Consider the following 19,421-nt stretch of genomic DNA (forward strand, 5'->3'; position numbering starts at 1 on the left):
CCCGATGAAAAAATTTTCACCCCCACAGAGGAAAGAGGTTTCCTTCCCTACACCCCACACCCCACACCCCACACCCTCTTTCAAGTCAGCAGTCAGGAGAACGATCTTTTCCGGTTTAGAATTTATCTGTATCTGGTCTGGGGCCAACAGCACCGGCGGGATTAACAAAAAGATTACCCCCGGCTTCATTTTGGAAGATACAATCGATTTTCGGTTTGCCTTCCAAGGGGCCGGTATAACCAAAGGTATTCATCCGGTTTTTACAACTTTGTACCTGCTGTCCATCGACTAATTTTTGTTGTTCTAAAATTGACCAGTTATTGCGTCGCAAAACGCAACCGGGTTGCATGACTGGTTGGGTGACAAAAACGTTAAAGGGGTTAAGAGTGACATAAACCCGCAAATCGGTGACAATGGCACTGGCCCCAAATTGCACGCATAATTCCGCATTGGGGGCGCTGCGATCGATTACTTCTCGGGAAGCGACGTTTTCGGGGCTAAAATTAGCGGTAGAACTGAATACCAGACCGAGACCCACTCCTAGTACAAAAATACCACCAATCAGGGCAATCATGGCATAGTTTAATTTTGCCAATAGGCCTCCAGGGGACGAAGCGCGGGAGTCATCGCCATAGGAGCGGTCATAATCACGATCGCGCGATCGGGGAGGAGTATAACGAGGTCTTCTATTCATAGAAATTGCTGATTTGGCTGCTATGGCGGTCAGTCGTTAGCTATTAGCTTATCATTGTTCTATCCTAGCAACCCGGGGGATAACCGACAGGATAGGTCTGGTATAGGGCTATATCGTTTTTTTTGGGGTTAGTATGCTATGGTGGATCACTAAACAGAGTAAGTCAGCCTAATCCAAGTTTCTATGCTAGATATTAGCTAGACAAATTCGGAGCGGAGGAACCATATTTGGGGGCGTATTTCTAGATTTTTTAGCCTAGAAAAGGATATCTCTCTATCCTAGCCCGTCAGCTAACTTCGTCGGCGTGGGGGGGAAGACTGAAACATCACTACATTCCTAGTAATGTCTTGATCGGTTCAGTTATGTCGCTGGTACTACTTGATAGTCATAACTTACAGGAGACATTGTTTATGGAGATTCTCATGTCAGCTTACCGATCGCAACAATTTTAAGATTTTCCGTAGATAACCATATTTTCTATGAGTTTGCTGTACATTCGGGCAAACTTTTAGTCCTATCGAGAAACCGAAAGTAAAAACAGGATCAAAAATGCTGGAATCTTTACCAATGTGGATTGCTGCGATGACTTTTGTTGCAGTCATTGTGGTTATTATGTTCGAGTGGCTTCATATTACCGTAGCGGCTTTACTGGGGGCTTTAATCTTAGTTTTTACCCATATCATGACTCTCCAGGAGGCGGTGGGTTATATCAGTCGCAGTTATGGCACTCTCGCCCTATTTTTTGGGGTGATGGTGTTAGTGAGAGCCTTTGAACCAACGAAAATTTTTGATTATTTAGCAGCACAAATGGTGCTTTTAGCCAAGGGACAGGGCAAATTATTACTAATAGGAATTGTTGCCATTACTACCCCGATCTGTGCGGTATTGCCCAACGCCACCACGGTGATGTTGTTAGCACCTTTAATTCCCCCATTGGCACAGGATATAGGTGTGGATTTTGTGCCGCTCTTAATCCTGATGGTTTTCGTGGCCAACAGTTCCGGGTTATTAACGATTGTTGGTGATCCCGCTACTTATATCGTCGGTGATTCTATTAATATAACCTTCATGGAATACCTACAGCGTTTGAGTTTAGGTGGTGCGCTGGCAGTAATTACCATTCTGCTTATGTTACCTTGGTTATTCCCCAAAATCTGGCGGACAAAATTCGAGCATTTAGAAGACTTACCCCATCCGCAAATTAATCATCCGCGCGTCCTAGCTCTGGGGGGAATTATCGTCTTTTTAGTCTTATTTTTATTCGTCGTCGGTGAATCTTTTCCCGTACCCCTTGCTCCGGCGGCTGTTGCTTTGATGGGGGCAGCTTTAGCCCTACTTTTAGCCCAGCAATCGAAGATAGATACGGTGCATAATATTCTCCGAGATGTGGACTGGAGTACCCTATTATTTTTTATGTCAATTTTTGTCCTAATTGGCGGCTTAGAAAAAACTGGGGTAGTTAATAGTTTATCGGGATTTCTGGCGATAATTTTAGGCAAAAATATCTTTTTAGGTTCTCTAGTCTTGCTGTTTTTTGTCGGTTTTATTTCCAGTGTAGTTCCGAATATTCCCCTAGTGGTGGCCATGGTTCCACTACTGAAACAGTACCTGGTTAATGTTAATTTAGTCGGGACGGAGGTTCTTTCTCCCGATTATGCCGGTTCTTTTCCCCCGTCCGTTTTACCGCTTTTCTATGCGATGATGTATGGAGCCACCCTAGGAGGTAATGGTACTTTAGTGGGAGCTTCTTCTAATATTGTCGCCGCCGGCATCGCCGAACAACACGGGGGCAAAATTAGTTTTCATACCTTTCTGCGCTACGGTTTACCGGTGATGTTTACTCAGTTAGTCGTCTCGGCTATGTATATGTTAGTTTTCTTTGTCTAGTCTATCTCTGGGGGTATTAATGTTAAGTCCGTTTAAGATTGACAAGAACGTTAACATCGATTAACATTCTCCTATCGTGCTAGATAATCTGGATTGAGCGGCGATCATGAACAAAAAAATCTCTGTTTTAGCACCAGATTTATCCGGTGGTGGTGGCACAAGAGTCTATTTGATTGCTCAAGTCTTGCAACAGCTAAACTGTCAGGTGACGGTTTATGGTCCGATTTTTGGCCAGGAAATCTATCCCACCCCACCAGGGAATATAGCGGTGGTATCGGTCAAAGGCAATAATTATCCCCAGTTTTTTGGCCAGATCAAGACTTTACTCGATCGCCTCTCCGGAGAGATTATCTACGCGGTTAAACCCCGTCCCACCAGTTTCGGCATCGGTTTACTGAAACGTTTTTTTTCCCCACGTCCCCTAATTCTTGATATTGACGATTGGGAAATGAGTTGGTTTGGTGGCGATCGATGGTCCTATCGTCCTTATCCTCGACAATTAGCTAGGGATATCCTCAAAAAAAATGGTGCGCTTAGGGATCCGAATCACCCTCTTTATCTGCGTTGGATGGAAAATTTAATTAACCGCGCTGATGCGGTGACGGTTAATAATCAATTTTTGCAAAAGCGTTATGGGGGGATTTATTTACCGAATGGCAAGGATACGCAACTTTTCGATCCCAATCTCTATGATCCTGTCGCTTGTCGTCAAAAATACGGTTTATCCGCGTATAAAGTCTTAATGTTCCCGGGTACAGCTAGACCTCACAAAGGTTTAGAAGATGTCTTAATCGCTTTAGATCAAATTGGTGATCCTGATTTTAAATTGGTGGTGGTGGGAGGTCGCCAAATCGGGGATGGTTATCTGGATAGTTTGCTAGAAAAAGGTCAACCTTGGTTAATTCATTTACCTGCTCAACCGCTCGAGCGAATGCCGGAAGTTATTGCCGCTGCCCATGCTATTATCGTTCCCCAGAGGGATGAAGCTACGGCTAACGCCCAATTTCCGATTAAACTCACCGATGGTATGGCGATGGCTAAACCGATTATTTCCACTAAAGTGGCAGATATTCCCGAAATTTTAGCTGATATTGGCTATTTAGTCGAACCTCGATCGCCAGAGCAACTAGCTGTCATAATTAGAGAAGTTTTTAATCATCTCGACTCGGCTAATGCACGAGGACTAAAAGCGAGAGAGCGCTGTATCGCCTCCTATAGTACCACCGCCATGGCGACAACTCTCTCTGGCATAATTACTTCTCTGGAAGGGAAATATTAGATTGTAGCGAGTAGGATAATTGACCGTTGACTATTTACTTTCTTACTTATAGCGATGAATCCTAAGCAAATTCTCCTTAAATATACGCTGAAACACTGGGTATTAGTGGTTTCCAGCATTGTTATCGGCTTTGTCAGTACCGTATTTAATGGGGTAGGAGCTATTTTAGTTATCCCTTTGCTAATTTCTTTTATTAATCCCGAAAATGATATCTTAAAAAATGCCCCCCAAATTATCAAAAAGCTGCTCTCCGTTTTCGAGGTTTTCTCGGTCGATACTCGTTTTTTCTGGATGTTTGCGGCGATATTAGGAATTTTAATTCTCAAGCACATTACCAATTTTGTCAGTAATTTGCTAGGCACTTACTTGTCTTTAATTATGGCAAAAGATATGCGAATTGATTCAGTTATTCTGCTGCTAGAAGTGGATATAGATTATTATGTAAAAAGTAAAATAGGAGATATTTTTAATCGTTTCATGTCGGAGATTAATCGGGCTGTAGCATCAATTAGAAATTACATAAACCTGATTAAGATTATCGCTACAGCTTTCATGTACTTAGTTATTTTATTATCAATTTCTTGGCAATTAACTATTCTTTCAAGTGTTTTGGGTGGCTTTTTAGGTCTGCTTAATCAATACTTTGTCAAGAGATCGAAAAAGTTTGGAGAGATTATCACCGTAACGGCTAAACAGCAAACTAATAAACTGTTGGAACTGTTAACGGGAATTCGCCTAATTAAAGCGGTAGGCAATGAGAGATACGAATTAGAATCTATCGTGGAAGATATCGAAGCCCGGGAGAAAGCGGGTTTAGATGCCCAGATTAATAATGCTGTAATCGCTCCGCTCAATGAGATCGGTGGGGTAATTATTATTGCTTTAATTATCATTGCTGGTCGTTATCTTTTTAATGAACAAATCCAAGCTTTAGCGACGATTTTATTAACCTATCTCTATGTACTTTTCCGGGCCCTGCCGATAGTTAGTCAAATTAACAGTGCTAGGAGTAGTCTATTGGGTGATGTTTCCGCAGTAGAGGTGGTAGCGGACTTTCTCATTCGAGAGAATAAACCATTTATGAGCAATGGCTCTATTCCCTATCAAAGATTAGAGACAGGTATTCATTTTGATAACGTCCAATTTTCCTATCCTGGTCATCAAGAATTAGTTCTCAAGGGCATCGATCTTTGGATTCCAAAAGGAAAAATGATCGCTCTTGTTGGTGCTTCGGGGGCGGGAAAATCGACAATTGCTGATTTATTACCACGCTTTTATGATCCTACAGCCGGGAGGATTCTTTTTGACGGTCACGATTTACGGGATTATGAGATCAAATCTCTGAGAAAAGCCATGGGAATAGTCAGTCAAGACACTTTTCTCTTTAATAATTCTCTCCGTTTTAATATTGCCTACGGATTAAGCGATGTTAGTGATGCAGAAATTTTAGCAGCGACAAAAAGGGCGAATGCCTACGAGTTTATCTCCAAACTGCCGGAAGGACTGGATACGGAAATTGGCGATCGGGGAGTGAGACTTTCGGGGGGACAAAAACAAAGATTAGCGATCGCTCGTGCCTTACTCAGAGATCCAGATATTCTCATTCTCGATGAAGCCACCAGTGCTTTGGATACAATTTCTGAGCGTTTAGTACAGGAAGCGATCGATGAACTCTGTCGCGAGCGGACTACTCTTGTGATCGCTCACCGTCTTTCCACAGTTCAAAAAGCCTATCAAATTGTGGTGCTGGACAAGGGAAAAGTGGCAGAAATCGGCAATCATGAGGAATTATTAGCTCAAGGTGGTCATTATGCCCGTTTACACGCTCTGCAATTCAGTGATAGCAAAGGGGCTGACTCTAAGAATAGGGAAGATGAGCAAAAAAGAAAAGCTTATTTATCCTACGAAGCGAGAAGCAGTCTTAATAGTCTTTTAGGTTCTCTGCGTCTAGTATCTGAAGATTTAATCGAAGATTCTCAGGAGAAACAGGAAATTTTAGAAGAATCCTGTAGTTCAGCCATGCGACTTCTCCATATTATCGAAGACTACGAGTATTCCTCGACTCGATAGCTCTCCTGCAAAAATCAAAAATTGTTGTCATAGTAAATCCGGTTATTAAAAACTGATTATTTATTCTCCCTTTTGCATGAGTGCCTGTCCTAATATGTAGCCTATACTCAACGGATTTAGTATTAGTTGAATAATCTTTGCAGAAAAGTGCTTCGATCCCGCAGGAAAACCTGGGCGCAATTGCGCCCCGGCATTCCCGAAATTGAGCCGCCGGGGTGAGTTCCTGCCCCAGTTAAATAAAGGTTTTTAATTGGGGTTTTGTAGTTAGCTATTTCCGGCAAAGGACGCAGGAAAATCATCTGATCTAAGGTCATATCAAGATGATAGTAATTACCTTTATAGGAACCCAAACGATTAGCTAATTCGGCCGGACTTTCCACCCGACGGGCAATAATGGCGGATTTGAGATTTGGGGCATAATCGGCCAGTTTATCAAGAACTCGATCGGCCACGCGATTTTTTAATTCTTCCGTCCATCCCGTGCCGTTTAATCCTGTTCCCTCGGCCCCGGCAATCTGATAGGGGGCAAAAAATTCGATCCAGAGGGTATGCTTACCTTGGGGAGCCATGGAGGGATCGAGAATAGTGGGTACATCTAGGTACATCGAGGGATTTTCGTCGGGAATCTGCCCCAAAATCGTTAAAGCGTGGGCCTGTTCAACGTGACGCACGGAATCGGCGATGAGAATCGTTCCCTGTAAATACTCCTCTTTGTGATCATAAGCCTCGAACCTTGGTGCTTCGGCGAGGGCGCAATCAATTTTAAGAATTGTTTCATTGTTATTGACAATTCGCCGTTCTACCCTTTCTCGCAATTCCGGATCGGCGGCATCCACATCGGCGGAGGCGACTAACTGTAAAAAAACTCGTCTAGCGTCAATATTAGAGATAACACCCGCTTTTGCCAGATATTCCTGTCCAGAGTCCACCCTAACCCCGATCGCTTCTCCTTCCTCAATTAGAATCTGTTTAACCTTCTGCTCGGTTAAAATCACCCCACCGAGACTAACAACACATTTCACCAGAGCCTCTGTTAGTGCGCCTGTACCACCACGAGGGCGAGCCACCCCGGGGGAGTGACGCATCGCCATCATCATCATCCCGGAGGTAATGCCTTTTTGGGAGGGAGGAGCGCCAATTTCTGCCGCTAGACGAGCCAGGGGTGCTTTGACAAATTCGCTCTCAAACCACTCATTGAGGACATCTTCGGGGGAAGTAATCATCGTGCGGATGAAGTCGAGCAGTTTCTTTTTCGAGCCGATCGCTTTCCAGACACTAGCTAAGGCACTAGAGTTATAATTGCGGGCAATTCTGAGCAAATCTTGAGGCGGAGCGTTAAACCAAGGACCGATCGCATTCAGCAACTGTGCCCAATAGTCGATAAACTGAAGGTAGCGATCGGCATCTCGCCGAGAAAACTGGGCAATTGCGGCGTGAGTTTTTTCCAGAGAGCGATAGGAAAGAAAATATTGGCCGGAGGGATGGGGACAGAAAACGGTAGGATCGAAGAATAAATACTCTAATCCGTGGCGTTTTAGCTCCAATTCCTCAATTACCGGCCCCAAAAAAATAAATTCGTGATCGATCGCACAGAGATTAAACTTAAAATCGGGGGCTAGATCTGGGATAACCGCTTCTGTGGTTGCCGCTCCTCCTGGTACGCTACGCTGTTCCAGAAGCAGGACGCGATAACCGGCTTTGAGGAGATAGGCGGCACAAACTAAACCATTATGCCCCGCACCGATGAGGATGACATCGTAACTTTCCATGCAGTTTCAAAAATTCCTATTTTTAATTTTGCGCTTTTCTTGACCCTAATATGTTAAAAATAGTTAAAGATTCGCTGCTGTCAGCAGATTTCAGCGAGCAGTTATTAGTAAGAAGCTAGAAAACCTTTAATTTTTCCTTTTTTTTATGAGTTCTGCGATTAAAGTTATGCAGCCATCGGGTATTTTAGATGGCAACCAAGCCAGCCAATTTCGCCAAGAAATTGCCGAAGCAGTGCAGGGAGGTTCAGAGGTGATTATCGTTGATTTCCAGGATGTCACCTTTATGGATAGCTCTGGTTTAGGGGCGCTGGTTTTATCCTTGAAAACCGTGCGTTCTGCGGGGGGTAAACTATTGATCTGCTCGATTAATGAGCAGATAAAAATGTTGTTTGAATTGACCGATATGGATCGAGTTTTTGAAATTTTTAATAACCGAGAAGAATTAGAACAAAAAATCCTCGGAAGTTAATTAACGAAAATCCACCTGCATGATCGAAAGATCATCCCTAAAATTACCATCAAATTGTAAAGCTTGAATTTTTTCAATAAAATTATCAAGATTTTTAGCAGAATTACAGTGATAATTTCGTAAAGATTGAATAAAGTTTTCTAGTCCCCACATCCTACCATCAGCACAATCGATCTCGTAAATTCCATCGCTAAAAAGATAAAGGCTACTGGAGAAATTCAGGGATTGAACCTGATTGATATATTCTGCTTCCGGAAACATTCCGATGGGAAAACCGGGGGCTTTCAGTCTGGTTTCAATCATCTGTCCAAAAGGTTTTTGAGTCAGGAGAACTGCCGGGGGATGACCGGCACTGGCATAGGTTAACTGTTGTTGTTTCTGATCATAAATTCCGTACCAGATAGTAAAATATTTATCATTCTTAGGACTGATTTGATAAACTTGATTTAACCCATGTAAAACCTGATTAGGTTGATAGTAATTCACCTGAGTTAAACCACGGGAACGGAGTAAATTAATCACCGAAAGGGAAGGTAAAGCCGCTCGCAAACCATGGCCTGCCACATCTAAAAGATATAACACCAAATGGTCATTATCTAACCAATAATAATCAAAACCATCGCCCCCCAATTGACGAGAAGGAAGGAAGCGAAAATCGATAGCAAGTTTGGGAGAAATAAAAGGTTCTGGTAACAGCGATCGCACATATTCCGCCGCCTCCGCTAACTCCATTTCTAGTAATTGTTTTTGCGCTTGCAGATCATGACTTAATTGATGCAAACGAATTCCCGCCCGCACGCGCGCTCTTAACTCATTAATCTCGATCGGTTTACACAAAAAATCATCTGCCCCCGCATCCAATCCCTTGACCCGATCCTCCACCGATCCCAAAGAAGTTAAGAGGATAAAAAAAGTCGTTGACAGTTGGGGATTGAGCTTAATTTGCCGGCAAACTTCCAACCCATCGATCCCCGGCATCATCCAATCACAAATAATCATCGCTGGTTTTAGTTGCCCCGCTTGCTTTAATCCTTCTTCCCCATCACTGGCAACAAAAACCTCGTATTCCTTCTGCAAAGCACGGATCAGAAACGTTTGAATTACTCCATCATCATCAATTACTAGAATTCGTACCATCTTTTTTGTAACTCGACTATCTCAATCTTACTGCCTACCCCCGACTCCCTGACAGATGACTTTGCTTGTCCCTCAACCAGGGATTAAATCCAGAATCGAGCTAACACATCAGTCATAGTTTGGGAAAAATGGTATAACTTCTAGCGTAAGGCATTGGAGAGGTAAGCCGGGGGTGAAGATTTCTTTTCAGGTAGATAGCGATCTCAAGTCCTTAGATACCGTTTTAAAATATTTTGAGCAACTTGAACCAGCGGGCATTCCCCAAAAAGACTGGCTCCAGTGTCAGCTTGCTCTTGCCGAAGGTTTTACCAATGCAGTCCGTCACGCTCACCGACACCTACCTCCCGAAATCCCGATCGAGATCGAGATCGAGATTACCCGATCCCAGATGGAAATTCGCATCTGGGATCGGGGTTCCGCCTTCGATTTAGAGGACTTTATCGAGAAAAACGCCTATCATGACTATAGTTTCTCTGGTCATGGGCAAGGACTGCCGATCCTCCAAAAAATCGCCGATCAACTCAGTTATACTCGCAGCGAAGATCAGCGCAACTGTCTGTTAATTATTAAACAATTTTCCCGCCATGAATCCGATCGCACCCCTAGTTTCTCCTAGTTGGTTAGTGACTAATCTCGATCGCCCCGATCTGATGGTTATTGACTGTCGTTTTCAGTTAAACGATCCCGATCTCGGTTATCAAGAGTATTTAGCCAATCATATTGAAAATGCCTTCTATTTACACCTCGATCGCGATTTATCGGCTCCCGTTGCCCGTCATGGCGGCCGTCATCCTTTACCGAATCCGCAGACGATAGCCGCTAAATTAAGCTCTTTAGGGGTGATTTCTGGTCAAACCCATGTCATCGCCTACGATTCCTCCCGTTTTGCCTTTGCCAGTCGTCTCTGGTGGTTATTACGTTATCTGGGCCATGAACGAGTCAGCATTCTCGATGGTGGTTGGCAAAATTGGTTAAATGCCGGTTATCCCGTCTCTAATCAGATACCTGTGCCGAAAACCGGCGCTTTTCTCCCCCAAGTTCAACAGGATTGGGTAGTCACAATCGAGCAGGTAAAAAGGCAAAAAGAGCAAGGGGGAGTGGTGTTAATTGATGCCAGGGAAAGCGATCGCTATCGGGGTGAAAGGGAACCGATCGATCCGATCGCCGGTCACATCGAGGGGGCGCTTAATTATCCCTGGTTGGAAGTCACCGATAGTCAGGGTTTTTCTCAACCCCAGGACCTGCAAACACAACGTTGGCAAGAGCGGCAAGGCGATCGAGAAATTATCCTCTACTGTGGTTCAGGAGTGACAGCCTGTGTTAATATCCTTTCCCTTACCCTAGCCGGATACGAGAATGTTAAGCTATATTCTGGAGGTTGGAGTGATTGGTGTTCCTACCTGATCTAACCCGCCCTATTGATACCCATCTATCGAGAAAGATTATCAAAATGACCTGATTACTGTACAATCCCTCTATTATCACTTTTAATTATTCCCAAACTATTATCTAGTTTGTCTCCTAAGTGGGTGGGTGGAATTAAATATAAGATAAACGTAGGTTGGGTTGAAGCATGAAACCCAACGCCCGCATGGGTTACGCTACCGCTAACCCATCCTACAAATAATTGTGTCTCCCTACTTAGACAAAAAAGCTAATTTTTATTTTAGTTGCTATCTTTTTGCTCTCAAATCACCGCTATTCCCCAAAGAATAGTCGTTTTCCCCCGTAAAATTACTAAAAAGTAATTTTATAGTTAAACTGTATAAAAAATTAGGTATGTATTTTGTATGACAGAAGCCGGTCTTTGTCATTGTAATGGTGGCACCCGTCCGAAAGATCGCCTTTCGATTTTTGTGGATGGCAATAATATGTTTTATGCTCAACAAAAAAATGGTTGGTTTTTTGACCCGCGTAAGGTGTTAAATTACTTCACCAACGACCCGAATATTATGTTAATTAATGCCTTTTGGTACACGGGTTTAAAAGATTCCCAAGATCAAAGAGGTTTTCGCGATGCTTTAATTAGTTTGGGTTATACGGTGAGAACAAAAATTTTGAAAGAATATTATGATGATAGTTCCGGTCGGTTTTCCCAGAAAGCTAATTTAGATATCGAAATTGTCGTCGATATGTTTAATACCGTCGATCAATACGATCGAGTGATTTTATTTAGCGGTGATGGCGATTTTGAACGAGCGATCGAACTATTGCGCTCTAAAAATACTCATATTACCGTAGTTTCTACGGAAGGGATGATCGCTAGGGAATTACGCAACGCCACCGATCGCTATATTGACCTGAATGATATTCGCAAAGATATCGAAAAAAGTGATTATTAACCGGCCGTTTTGTCTTTAAACCGGCTATTTATCCCATTTTTCTTTATTGGTAGTCCTCACCCCAATCCTTCTCCCAGAAGGGGATAGGTGAGGCAGTTAACCATCTCTTGTTTATTTTTCCTTGAGTCGAAATAGTAAAAACTGATTGACCTGATTCGGATTAAAATTATCATCACTGACTAAAATCAAAGAGCGACTGCCATCAGCTAATCTTGGACCGAGGGTCATTCCTTCCAAATTATCTAAATCAATCCCTAAAGTCCCTAAATCTAGTAATAATTTTTTCCGCAAGGGTTGCACCTGTAAAGCTTCTAATTCTCCCGGTATCCGAGCAATTTTCGAGGTATCGGTGGCACTCCCATTAACTACCTGAAATAGTTTCGCTCCAAAACCTTCTAAACCAAAAGTTCGCTCTAAACTGAGAAAATAACCCTCTTTTTCTAAAGCTAATAATTCCGTTAAACCGTAGTATCTCGCACCACTGGGTGGCTCATCTAACACATACAATTGTTCTGATACTAACACAGGCGCACCAATCGGATCAATAACATAATGAAGAAGTCGCACTCTGAGATTTTCTGCTCTTTTTCCCGTGGGACTATCTTGAATTAACGCGCTTTCTGTGGCAGTAAACAAACGAAAAGGATCGTCTTTGAGAGTGCTGGTAATCCCTAAAGTTAAGGATTCAAACCCTAAATTATCCTGTATTCCTTTTTGATTGGTATCATCTGGTAAAAAGCGATTAGGAATTAACAAAGACTCCTTTAATTGTCCCTGCAAATCAAATTCAGCAATAAAAGGAGCAATTCCCTGTTTAACCGCACCTTCACTGGAAATAAACAAAGTTTGTCGGGGCGAAAAAGCGATACCTTCCGGGTCGATCGATCCCTTTTTAAACGTTTCTCCCTTGCCATCTTTTAGCAACGTGACTGCCTCTAAATTCACTTTTTCGATTTTTTCACCATTTATCTGCAAACTAGCCCGATAAAAGCGGGCCGGAGCTTTCTGAGAACGATCATCACTGAGGAGATAAAAGCGGTTATTGGCACGATCGTATGTAATTGCCGATAATCCCCCCACCCTTGTCCCTTGATAATCCGCTTGTGGCAATTGATATTCTCCCAAAAACTCGACCGAGAGGGGTAGAAACATTCGTTGTTCTGCTAAAACTTGCGGGGAGACACCACAGGCCCCCAGACTAAAGGTTACAATCAAACTAGCAATTAAACCCAAAATTGGGAAACGCAAATTTTCGGCAGTCAGTCTCTTATAGAATCGATCGATCACAAAATATCATCCTCTACTACGCTCCTATCAATCTATTATGCTACGTTTTTCTCTCAGTTTATGGCTCTGTTTGATCGCTACTTCCCTTCCTCTCCTAGCACAAACAGAAACCCCTGCACCCAATCCCCTCGAAACTCCCCTAAAAAGTCCTTTATTACCCGCAATCGATCGCCCTTTAACTCCCTTGGAGCGTCGTCAACTGTTATTATACATCGATCAACGCGATGCTGAAGCTCAAGCTAAATACGATGCGGGATTAAATGAGGAAGCTTTTCCTATCTGGTATGAAGTGATTAAATTAAATCGTTATTTAGGAGCAAAAGAAGAAGTAAAATCTTTGGGAAAAGTGGGTTTAGCAGCTTGGAATCGAGATCGAACCGAGGATGTTAAATTAATTACTGCTCGTTTAAAAGCTCTGCAAAAAACTGCGGAAACTAACCAGACAATGGACGGGGAATTATTAGCATTACTAGGTACATCCTATGAACAGGTACGAGCTTTTAATGAGGCGATAATTATCTATGATAAAATCCTAGCTAATGCCAGACAATCTGGTGATAATCTGGCAGTAGAAGCAACTTTAAATAAACTTGGTCAAATTCATTTATCCCGTTTTGATTATCAAAAAGCAGCTCCAGTCTATGAGGAATTATTAACTATTTCTAAGGTGCAGAATAATTCTTTGACTCAAGGAATTTATTTGCAAAGACTAGCAGAAATTTATCGAGAATCTCTGCAACCAGCTAACGCCGTAAAAATTAAAGAAGAAATAGCTGAAACCCAAATCAGAAATCAGCAAATACAGTTAATCCCCGCTCTAAAAATTCAAATTGGTTTAGATTACCAAGCTTTAAAAGATGCAAATAAAGCCAGCCAAAACTTTCAAGAAGCCTATTCTCTCGCTTTTGCTTTACAACAGTACGGCACCGCAGGAGAAGCTTTAAATAAGTTGGCCGAACTCTATAAAAGTTATCAACAGGTGGATTATGCTTTACAAATCTATCAAGAATTAATTAAAGTCCATGAATTGGGTTATAATTACTACGGTTTAATGAATACCTACGATCAAATCGGTCAAATTTATCTAGAGAGAAAAAATTATCCCCAAGCTTTACTCGCTTTCCAAAAAGGTGCGGAATTAGCCCAAGCTATCCGTTATCGTGAACAATATTTTCAAACCCAAATCACCCAAGTTAATCAAGCAATAAATAATCCTGAACAGTGATCTTTAAGTCTTTGAATAGTTAACTAATGGACATATAAGTAGGTGGGTGGAATTAAATATAAGATGAACGTAGGTTGGGTTGAAGCATGAAACCCAACGCCCGCATGGGTTACGCTACCGCTAACCCATCCTACAAATAATTGTGCCTCCCTACTTAAATGGGGAAATGGGGACTAAGAAATATCTTCCCCAACACCCTAAAACCCCAACACCCCAACACCCTAAAACCCAAAACCCAACCCACCAATGGAAAATTCCTATTCTGAATTAACCGAAGACTTGCTGAAATTGCTGCAACATTTGCCCCACTTAAAAGATAGTAAATGGATTCAAAGATCTCTGGAAGCAATAGTCAGAATTGCCAGGGAGGAAATCGATCGCCTCGATTGGAAAATTTTAACCTATGCGATCGAAGATCTAGAAAAGGGATTTCAGGTATTTTACCCCTACCGTCACATTCGTAAACTTACCATTTTTGGCTCGGCACGCATCAAACCCGACAGCAGTGAATACCGTCTCGCAGTAGAGTTCGCACGTCGTATCAGTCAATACGGTTTTATGGTGTTAACCGGCGCTGGGGGTGGCATCATGCAAGCAGGGAATGAAGGTGCTGGACGGGAAAATTCCTTCGGATTAAATATTCAGCTACCCTTTGAACAGGGGGCTAATCCCCATATCATAAATGATGCCAAATTAATCGATTTTAAATATTTCTTTACCAGAAAACTATTTTTTCTGCGGGAAAGTGACGCAGTAGCTTTATTCCCCGGTGGTTTCGGCACCCAAGATGAGGCCTTTGAAACCCTTACCCTCTGTCAAACCGGTAAATACGGACCTGCACCCCTAGTATTAATTGATGAGCCTGATGGGGATTACTGGCAAACTTGGCAAGAACAAATTAGTGAAAATCTGCAAAAAAGAGGACTGATATCCGCCGAAGATCGGAATTTTTATACTATTACCAACGATCTAGACTACGCTTGTCAAACAATTCGCCACTTCTATCGGGTGTATCACTCCAGCCGTTTTGTGGGAGAATCCTTTGTTATTCGTCTTAATCACGAACTAAGCGGGGAACAGATCGAACAAATTAACCAAAACTTCGGCGATATCGTAGTTAAGGGTAAAATCGAACCTAGTCAAATTCTAGAACGAGAGAATCGGGATTCCAGCCACCATTTACCTCGTCTAGTTTTTTACTTTAACGGCAAGAGTTACGGACGCTTGTATCAGTTAATTGATCACATCAACGATTTAAGTCCTGTAGTGACCCTCGAAGAGCATCCCGAAAGAAAATAAACCCTAGGCTAGAGTTTCCGGACAGTATCCTAAACCCTTAGTAAATTGTTGCCGAAAAGCCTCTATATCTTGCTGATCCGGGGTACCATGGGACACGATCGCCACTTGGTAACGACGCATGACATCAATAGGAGATTGTCCCGTTTCCAAACTCCAAAAAACCATCTGGAGACGCATTTCCGGTTGATAGGGAATCCCTAACTCATTCATGTAGGCGCGAAAATCCCCGTGTTGGCAAGGAGTAAGCATTTGATTAAACTTGACCTTGACCACCCAACCGTTAATCTGATGGATAACCGTCATGACGGAGGAGGGTAGATGAGTCATCGATCGCAGGTATTCGGTGACTCGTAGCGTTAGACTAGCGTTAGCAAGAAAATAGAGATAGTCCATAGTGGCCGCTGGGATGTTGGCTAATAGTCACGATTAGTGTTATATCTCTAGTCTGACGATAAACCGTTCCAGATATCAAGGGGAGAAATCCCCGATTTAGTGAAGTTCGCCTGGGTAGAATTACCCAACTTTTGCGAAGATCTTTATGATGATAACGACGATGATCCCTGACCAATCACTCTCCAGCTACGATTATCACCTTCCTCCGGAGTTAATTGCCCAAAATCCCGCAGACCCCCGAGACAGTTCCCGTCTTTTGGTGTTAGATTCTCCTAATAGTCATAATTTGGCTATTTTTCGGGATTTACCCACTTGGTTAGAGCCGGGGGATTTGTTGGTTCTCAACGATACCCGCGTGATTCCGGCCCGTTTATTTGGACGTAAAACCACCGGCGCACCCATAGAAATATTACTATTGGAAGAACAAGATAACTATCGTTGGTTATCCCTAGTGAAACCTGGAAAACGCTTTAAAGTCGGTTCAGGAGTCCTTTTTTATCCGAAAACAGGGCGAACGGAAGACCAAGCAAAATTATGGTTAGCGAAAGTAATCGATCGAGATCTAAACACCAGTGGTCGTCTGCTAGAATTTCAACGTCATCCCGGACGCAGTTTTTGGGATATGTTGGAGGAGTACGGTCATATTCCATTCCCCCCCTACGTCACCGAATCAGAGGCGGAAGAAGACCGTTATCAAACAGTTTACGGTTATAAACAGGGTTCTGTGGCCGCTCCCACGGCCGGATTACATTTTACTCCCGAATTATTCCATAAGCTCGCCCAGAAGGGTATAGATACCGCCTATATCACCCTTCATGTGGGAGTGGGAACCTTTCGTCCCGTGGAAGTGGAAAATATTACAGAACACCTAATGCACCAAGAATTTTTGCAGATTTCCGCCGAAACTGCCGAAAAAATCGCCCAAACAAAGGCTAGAGGTGGCCGGGTTATCGCCGTAGGAACCACGGTAGCTCGCGCCTTGGAAGGGGCAATTAAAGAAACTAAGAGCGATAAATTAACCGCTTTTCAGGGAAAAACCAATTTATTTGTCTATCCGGGTTATCAATGGCGGGTTATCGACGGCATGATCACTAATTTTCACCTACCCAAGTCCAGTTTGATGATGTTAGTCAGTGCCTTAGTCGGACGGGAAAGACTACTGGCATTGTATCAAGCAGCTATCCAAGAACGTTTCCGTTTCTATTCCTTCGGTGACGCTATGTTAATCCTACCCAGCGCTTGCAGCAGTAATCGGTAAGTAGTTGGGCAAAATTACATCCACACCCTAGAAAGAAGGAGGAGCAGAACTGCGGAAAGGGCAACAGGAAAGGGGAAAAATATGTGTAAGCGGCCCGCGCATCTAAATTGGTCTAGGTCGATTATCGAACCACCTCTAGCCTGTTGTCTATCCTAACCAAGAAATGAAAAGAAAAGATATTAAAATTGGTCGCCGCTATTCTAGCAAACCCCTGCAAATATTTTTAATTATTGCGTTCATCGTCGCCGCTCCCTTTGCTATTTTTTATCTTATTGCCTTGGCCTATCTCTGGCAAGGCGATCGACTTTTGGCCGCGGGGGAGAAGGAATCGGCTCTGTCTGCTTACCGAACAGTTTTATCTTTTCACGAAAATTCAGTCCAAGCCCATATAAAAATCGCTCAGGTCTTGCAAAGTCAAAAACGCTATTCTGAAGCCTTACAAGCATATAATCGTGGCTTTATCGTTAATAATAAACCACCGATGGAACCCTCCCAAAGTAATTATTTAGTGGCTTTGGGGGATATCTTCGCGCAGGAGGAAAAATGGTCAGAGGCGATCGATGCTTACCAAAAAGCAATTATCATTAAACCAACTTTTAAAGCGCAATTTCAGCTAGGAAAAGCCCTCTATAGTTCACAACGTTGGGATGAGGCGGCGAAAGCTCTGCAAGCAGCGGTTTTTCTCGATCCTACTCAGGGAAAAGCCTATTTTTATCTGGGAAAGGCCTACAGTGAACAGCAACTCTGGCCAGAGGCCAGTTATGCCTATCAGCAAGCTCTAGAATTGATACCTAATCAGGGTGAAACCTACAAAAAATTAGGAGAAACCCTAGCAAAACAGGGAAAATGGGAGGAAGCAGAGCAAATATATCGACAGGCTTTAATTTACGCCCCTAAAGATGGGGATATTTATAATTATTTAGGTAAAGCTTTAGCGGAACAGGGAAAACTAGGGGAAGCCATGGCAGTTTTTCAACAGGCGCGCCAAATTAGTCCCAAGAATGCTAATATTTACGAAAATCTCTGTTATATCTATATCAACAACGGTCAGATCGATGAGGGTCTAAATTGGTGTCGGCAGGCCGTAGAAATTGATCCCAATTTATCAGAAGTTAGATTTATTTTAGAGGAAATTCAACGGGGGCGATTGATTCACGACAATCCCGAATTATTAAAAATGCCAGAGATAATTCCCAGTGTTAAGAGTGATCCTCTGGTGAATTTAAAACGCTCAATTGTTAAAATTGTCATTCGTGGCAAAAATAACAATGGTATCGGCACTGGTTGGTTATTAAAACGAGATCAAGATACAGCTTGGATCGTGACTAACCGCCATGTGGTTACGAATTACCGTCAAGAAATCGATGCAGGGGCGCGCATTTTTGTCGAGTATTATAGCCAACCACCCCAGGGAAAAATTCCCAAGCGTTCAAAAGCTAAAATTCTCCACACTACCCCCCCTAACGACTGGCTCGATTTAGCAGTATTAGAGGTAAAAAATCCCCCCCCAGATTTAAAACCTTTAGCTTTAGCGCCCCTACCAATTGCCGCTAATCAACCAGTAATCTCGATCGGTAATCCTTTTAATCAAAAAGATTGGACTGTCAGCAAAGGCACTGTTAATGATAATAACCAAAAATCCTTAAGTTTGTCCATGTTTGTCGTTTCTGGACAGTCGGGAAGTCCAGTTTTAAACGATAAAAATCAAGTGGTGGGAGTGATTTCCCAAGCGAGTTTATTTTGTGATGATCCCTCCACTCCTAAACCCCTAGAAAATGCCGTTAAATTGGGCTGCGGTTTCGCAATTCCCATTGACAGGGTGCGAGAAAGGTTAAGGGAGTGGGAATTATGAATTGGGAAGTGGGGAAGTGGGGAAGTGGGGTGTGGGGAGGTGGGGAAGCGGGGTGTGGGGTGTAGGGTGTAGGGTGTAGGGTGTGGGGTGTGGGGTGTGGGGTGTGGGGAGAATAAATAAAAAAGTCTCCTATCTCCTATCTCCTATCTCCTATCTCCTGACTCCTATCTCCTGACTTGAAAATAGAAGCTGAAATAAGGCAAATTCGTCAATCATACTATTAGGGGTCGAGAAAATCGTCACCGACCTCCCCTCCCATTCAGAACCGTGCATGAGACTTTCACCTCACACGGCTCCTAGTTTGACGGTTCCCTTGTTAAGCAGCAATTCCAAATTCAAACGGTAGTGTAGGATACAGAATTGATTTCGCTTCTGTCCCTCAAAATAGAGTGAACGAGTTGCCCATTGGGTTTTGCAGGAATGGAAGTCCAAGATTTGAGTTTTATAGGGATGCTGAGCT

At 43.0% G+C, this 19,421-nt stretch carries 16 protein-coding genes and 1 riboswitch; of the genes, 11 read left to right on the forward strand and 5 right to left on the reverse strand.

All coding sequences use genetic code 11. The features are described 5' to 3' along the window. Positions 1-115: 115 nt before the first annotated feature. Positions 116-694, reverse strand: a complete 579-nt coding sequence (locus O9332_RS14795) for a DUF3172 domain-containing protein (protein ID WP_002733879.1) — start codon at positions 692-694, stop codon at positions 116-118. A 189-nt stretch (positions 695-883) separates the two neighbouring features. Continuing rightward, a riboswitch (cyclic di-AMP (ydaO/yuaA leader) is annotated at positions 884-1,014 on the forward strand. A 229-nt stretch (positions 1,015-1,243) separates the two neighbouring features. Between O9332_RS14795 and O9332_RS14800 the strand changes: the two genes are divergently transcribed. From O9332_RS14800 to O9332_RS14810, 3 genes are all read left to right on the forward strand, one after another. Beyond that, positions 1,244-2,581, forward strand: coding sequence for an ArsB/NhaD family transporter (locus O9332_RS14800; RefSeq protein WP_002756651.1), 1,338 nt, complete (start codon positions 1,244-1,246; stop codon positions 2,579-2,581). A gap of 106 nt (positions 2,582-2,687) precedes the next feature. Beyond that, a complete protein-coding gene (locus tag O9332_RS14805) occupies positions 2,688-3,860 on the forward strand; it encodes a glycosyltransferase (RefSeq protein ID WP_002756650.1) in 1,173 nt (390 codons plus the stop codon). Between the two features lie 54 nt (positions 3,861-3,914). Further along, positions 3,915-5,930: an ABC transporter ATP-binding protein gene (locus O9332_RS14810; protein WP_002756648.1), complete on the forward strand. Its 2,016-nt coding sequence runs from the start codon at positions 3,915-3,917 to the stop codon at positions 5,928-5,930. Positions 5,931-6,052: 122 nt separating this feature from the next. Here O9332_RS14810 and crtO read toward each other — a convergent pair whose 3' ends face one another. Beyond that, the gene (gene crtO, locus O9332_RS14815; RefSeq protein WP_002756646.1) at positions 6,053-7,699 is read right to left on the reverse strand and encodes a beta-carotene ketolase CrtO; all 1,647 of its coding nucleotides are present in this window, start codon (positions 7,697-7,699) and stop codon (positions 6,053-6,055) included. A 145-nt stretch (positions 7,700-7,844) separates the two neighbouring features. Here crtO and O9332_RS14820 point away from each other — a divergent pair, with 145 nt between their 5' ends. Next, positions 7,845-8,168, forward strand: a complete 324-nt coding sequence (locus O9332_RS14820) for an STAS domain-containing protein (RefSeq protein ID WP_002756645.1) — start codon at positions 7,845-7,847, stop codon at positions 8,166-8,168. On the opposite strand, the gene O9332_RS14825 is transcribed toward O9332_RS14820, so the two are convergent. Continuing rightward, positions 8,169-9,305: a PP2C family protein-serine/threonine phosphatase gene (locus tag O9332_RS14825; RefSeq protein ID WP_288026190.1), complete on the reverse strand. Its 1,137-nt coding sequence runs from the start codon at positions 9,303-9,305 to the stop codon at positions 8,169-8,171. 172 nt (positions 9,306-9,477) lie between these two features. On the opposite strand from O9332_RS14825, the gene O9332_RS14830 reads away from it, so the two are divergent. The 3 genes from O9332_RS14830 (at position 9,478) to O9332_RS14840 (ending at position 11,647) form a co-directional block, all read left to right on the forward strand. Then, on the forward strand, positions 9,478-9,921 hold the full coding sequence (locus tag O9332_RS14830; protein ID WP_002756640.1) for an ATP-binding protein: 444 nt from the start codon (positions 9,478-9,480) through the stop codon (positions 9,919-9,921). Beyond that, on the forward strand, positions 9,890-10,714 hold the full coding sequence (locus tag O9332_RS14835; RefSeq protein ID WP_288026192.1) for a sulfurtransferase: 825 nt from the start codon (positions 9,890-9,892) through the stop codon (positions 10,712-10,714). The genes O9332_RS14830 and O9332_RS14835 overlap by 32 nt, the downstream gene beginning before the upstream one ends. A gap of 381 nt (positions 10,715-11,095) precedes the next feature. Further along, positions 11,096-11,647, forward strand: a complete 552-nt coding sequence (locus O9332_RS14840; RefSeq protein ID WP_002751943.1) for a LabA-like NYN domain-containing protein — start codon at positions 11,096-11,098, stop codon at positions 11,645-11,647. Positions 11,648-11,758: 111 nt separating this feature from the next. Here the strand turns inward: O9332_RS14840 and O9332_RS14845 are convergent, their stop codons facing one another. Continuing rightward, entirely contained in the window at positions 11,759-12,934 is a 1,176-nt protein-coding gene (locus O9332_RS14845; RefSeq protein ID WP_002756636.1) for an esterase-like activity of phytase family protein, read from the reverse strand. 37 nt (positions 12,935-12,971) lie between these two features. Between O9332_RS14845 and O9332_RS14850 the strand changes: the two genes are divergently transcribed. Both O9332_RS14850 and O9332_RS14855 read left to right on the forward strand, forming a co-directional pair. Next, positions 12,972-14,159: a tetratricopeptide repeat protein gene (locus tag O9332_RS14850; protein ID WP_002756634.1), complete on the forward strand. Its 1,188-nt coding sequence runs from the start codon at positions 12,972-12,974 to the stop codon at positions 14,157-14,159. Positions 14,160-14,405: 246 nt separating this feature from the next. After that, positions 14,406-15,458: an LOG family protein gene (locus O9332_RS14855; RefSeq protein ID WP_288026195.1), complete on the forward strand. Its 1,053-nt coding sequence runs from the start codon at positions 14,406-14,408 to the stop codon at positions 15,456-15,458. A gap of 3 nt (positions 15,459-15,461) precedes the next feature. On the opposite strand, the gene O9332_RS14860 is transcribed toward O9332_RS14855, so the two are convergent. Further along, a complete protein-coding gene (locus O9332_RS14860) occupies positions 15,462-15,851 on the reverse strand; it encodes a hypothetical protein (protein ID WP_002733765.1) in 390 nt (129 codons plus the stop codon). A 160-nt stretch (positions 15,852-16,011) separates the two neighbouring features. On the opposite strand from O9332_RS14860, the gene queA reads away from it, so the two are divergent. Further along, positions 16,012-17,109, forward strand: a complete 1,098-nt coding sequence (queA, locus tag O9332_RS14865; RefSeq protein WP_002756623.1) for a tRNA preQ1(34) S-adenosylmethionine ribosyltransferase-isomerase QueA — start codon at positions 16,012-16,014, stop codon at positions 17,107-17,109. A 163-nt stretch (positions 17,110-17,272) separates the two neighbouring features. Next, a complete protein-coding gene (locus O9332_RS14870) occupies positions 17,273-18,961 on the forward strand; it encodes a serine protease (protein ID WP_002756621.1) in 1,689 nt (562 codons plus the stop codon). Positions 18,962-19,421: the final 460 nt, after the last annotated feature.

This window comes from Microcystis sp. LE19-10.1B (assembly GCF_027530565.1).
Classification (GTDB): domain Bacteria; phylum Cyanobacteriota; class Cyanobacteriia; order Cyanobacteriales; family Microcystaceae; genus Microcystis; species Microcystis aeruginosa.

What these genes read in the sequence shown, in the direction of transcription:
- O9332_RS14805 (WP_002756650.1), top strand. Translation starts at nt 2,688, where the DNA reads ATGAACAAAAAAATCTCTGTTTTAGCACCAGATTTATCCGGTGGTGGT.
- O9332_RS14810 (WP_002756648.1), top strand. Translation starts at nt 3,915, where the DNA reads ATGAATCCTAAGCAAATTCTCCTTAAATATACGCTGAAACACTGGGTA.
- crtO (WP_002756646.1), bottom strand. Translation starts at nt 7,699, where the DNA reads ATGGAAAGTTACGATGTCATCCTCATCGGTGCGGGGCATAATGGTTTA.
- O9332_RS14860 (WP_002733765.1), bottom strand. Translation starts at nt 15,851, where the DNA reads ATGGACTATCTCTATTTTCTTGCTAACGCTAGTCTAACGCTACGAGTC.
- O9332_RS14835 (WP_288026192.1), top strand. Translation starts at nt 9,890, where the DNA reads ATGAATCCGATCGCACCCCTAGTTTCTCCTAGTTGGTTAGTGACTAAT.
- O9332_RS14870 (WP_002756621.1), top strand. Translation starts at nt 17,273, where the DNA reads ATGAAAAGAAAAGATATTAAAATTGGTCGCCGCTATTCTAGCAAACCC.
- O9332_RS14825 (WP_288026190.1), bottom strand. Translation starts at nt 9,305, where the DNA reads ATGGTACGAATTCTAGTAATTGATGATGATGGAGTAATTCAAACGTTT.
- O9332_RS14850 (WP_002756634.1), top strand. Translation starts at nt 12,972, where the DNA reads ATGCTACGTTTTTCTCTCAGTTTATGGCTCTGTTTGATCGCTACTTCC.
- O9332_RS14800 (WP_002756651.1), top strand. Translation starts at nt 1,244, where the DNA reads ATGCTGGAATCTTTACCAATGTGGATTGCTGCGATGACTTTTGTTGCA.
- O9332_RS14820 (WP_002756645.1), top strand. Translation starts at nt 7,845, where the DNA reads ATGAGTTCTGCGATTAAAGTTATGCAGCCATCGGGTATTTTAGATGGC.
- queA (WP_002756623.1), top strand. Translation starts at nt 16,012, where the DNA reads ATGATCCCTGACCAATCACTCTCCAGCTACGATTATCACCTTCCTCCG.
- O9332_RS14855 (WP_288026195.1), top strand. Translation starts at nt 14,406, where the DNA reads ATGGAAAATTCCTATTCTGAATTAACCGAAGACTTGCTGAAATTGCTG.
- O9332_RS14795 (WP_002733879.1), bottom strand. Translation starts at nt 694, where the DNA reads ATGAATAGAAGACCTCGTTATACTCCTCCCCGATCGCGCGATCGTGAT.
- O9332_RS14840 (WP_002751943.1), top strand. Translation starts at nt 11,096, where the DNA reads ATGACAGAAGCCGGTCTTTGTCATTGTAATGGTGGCACCCGTCCGAAA.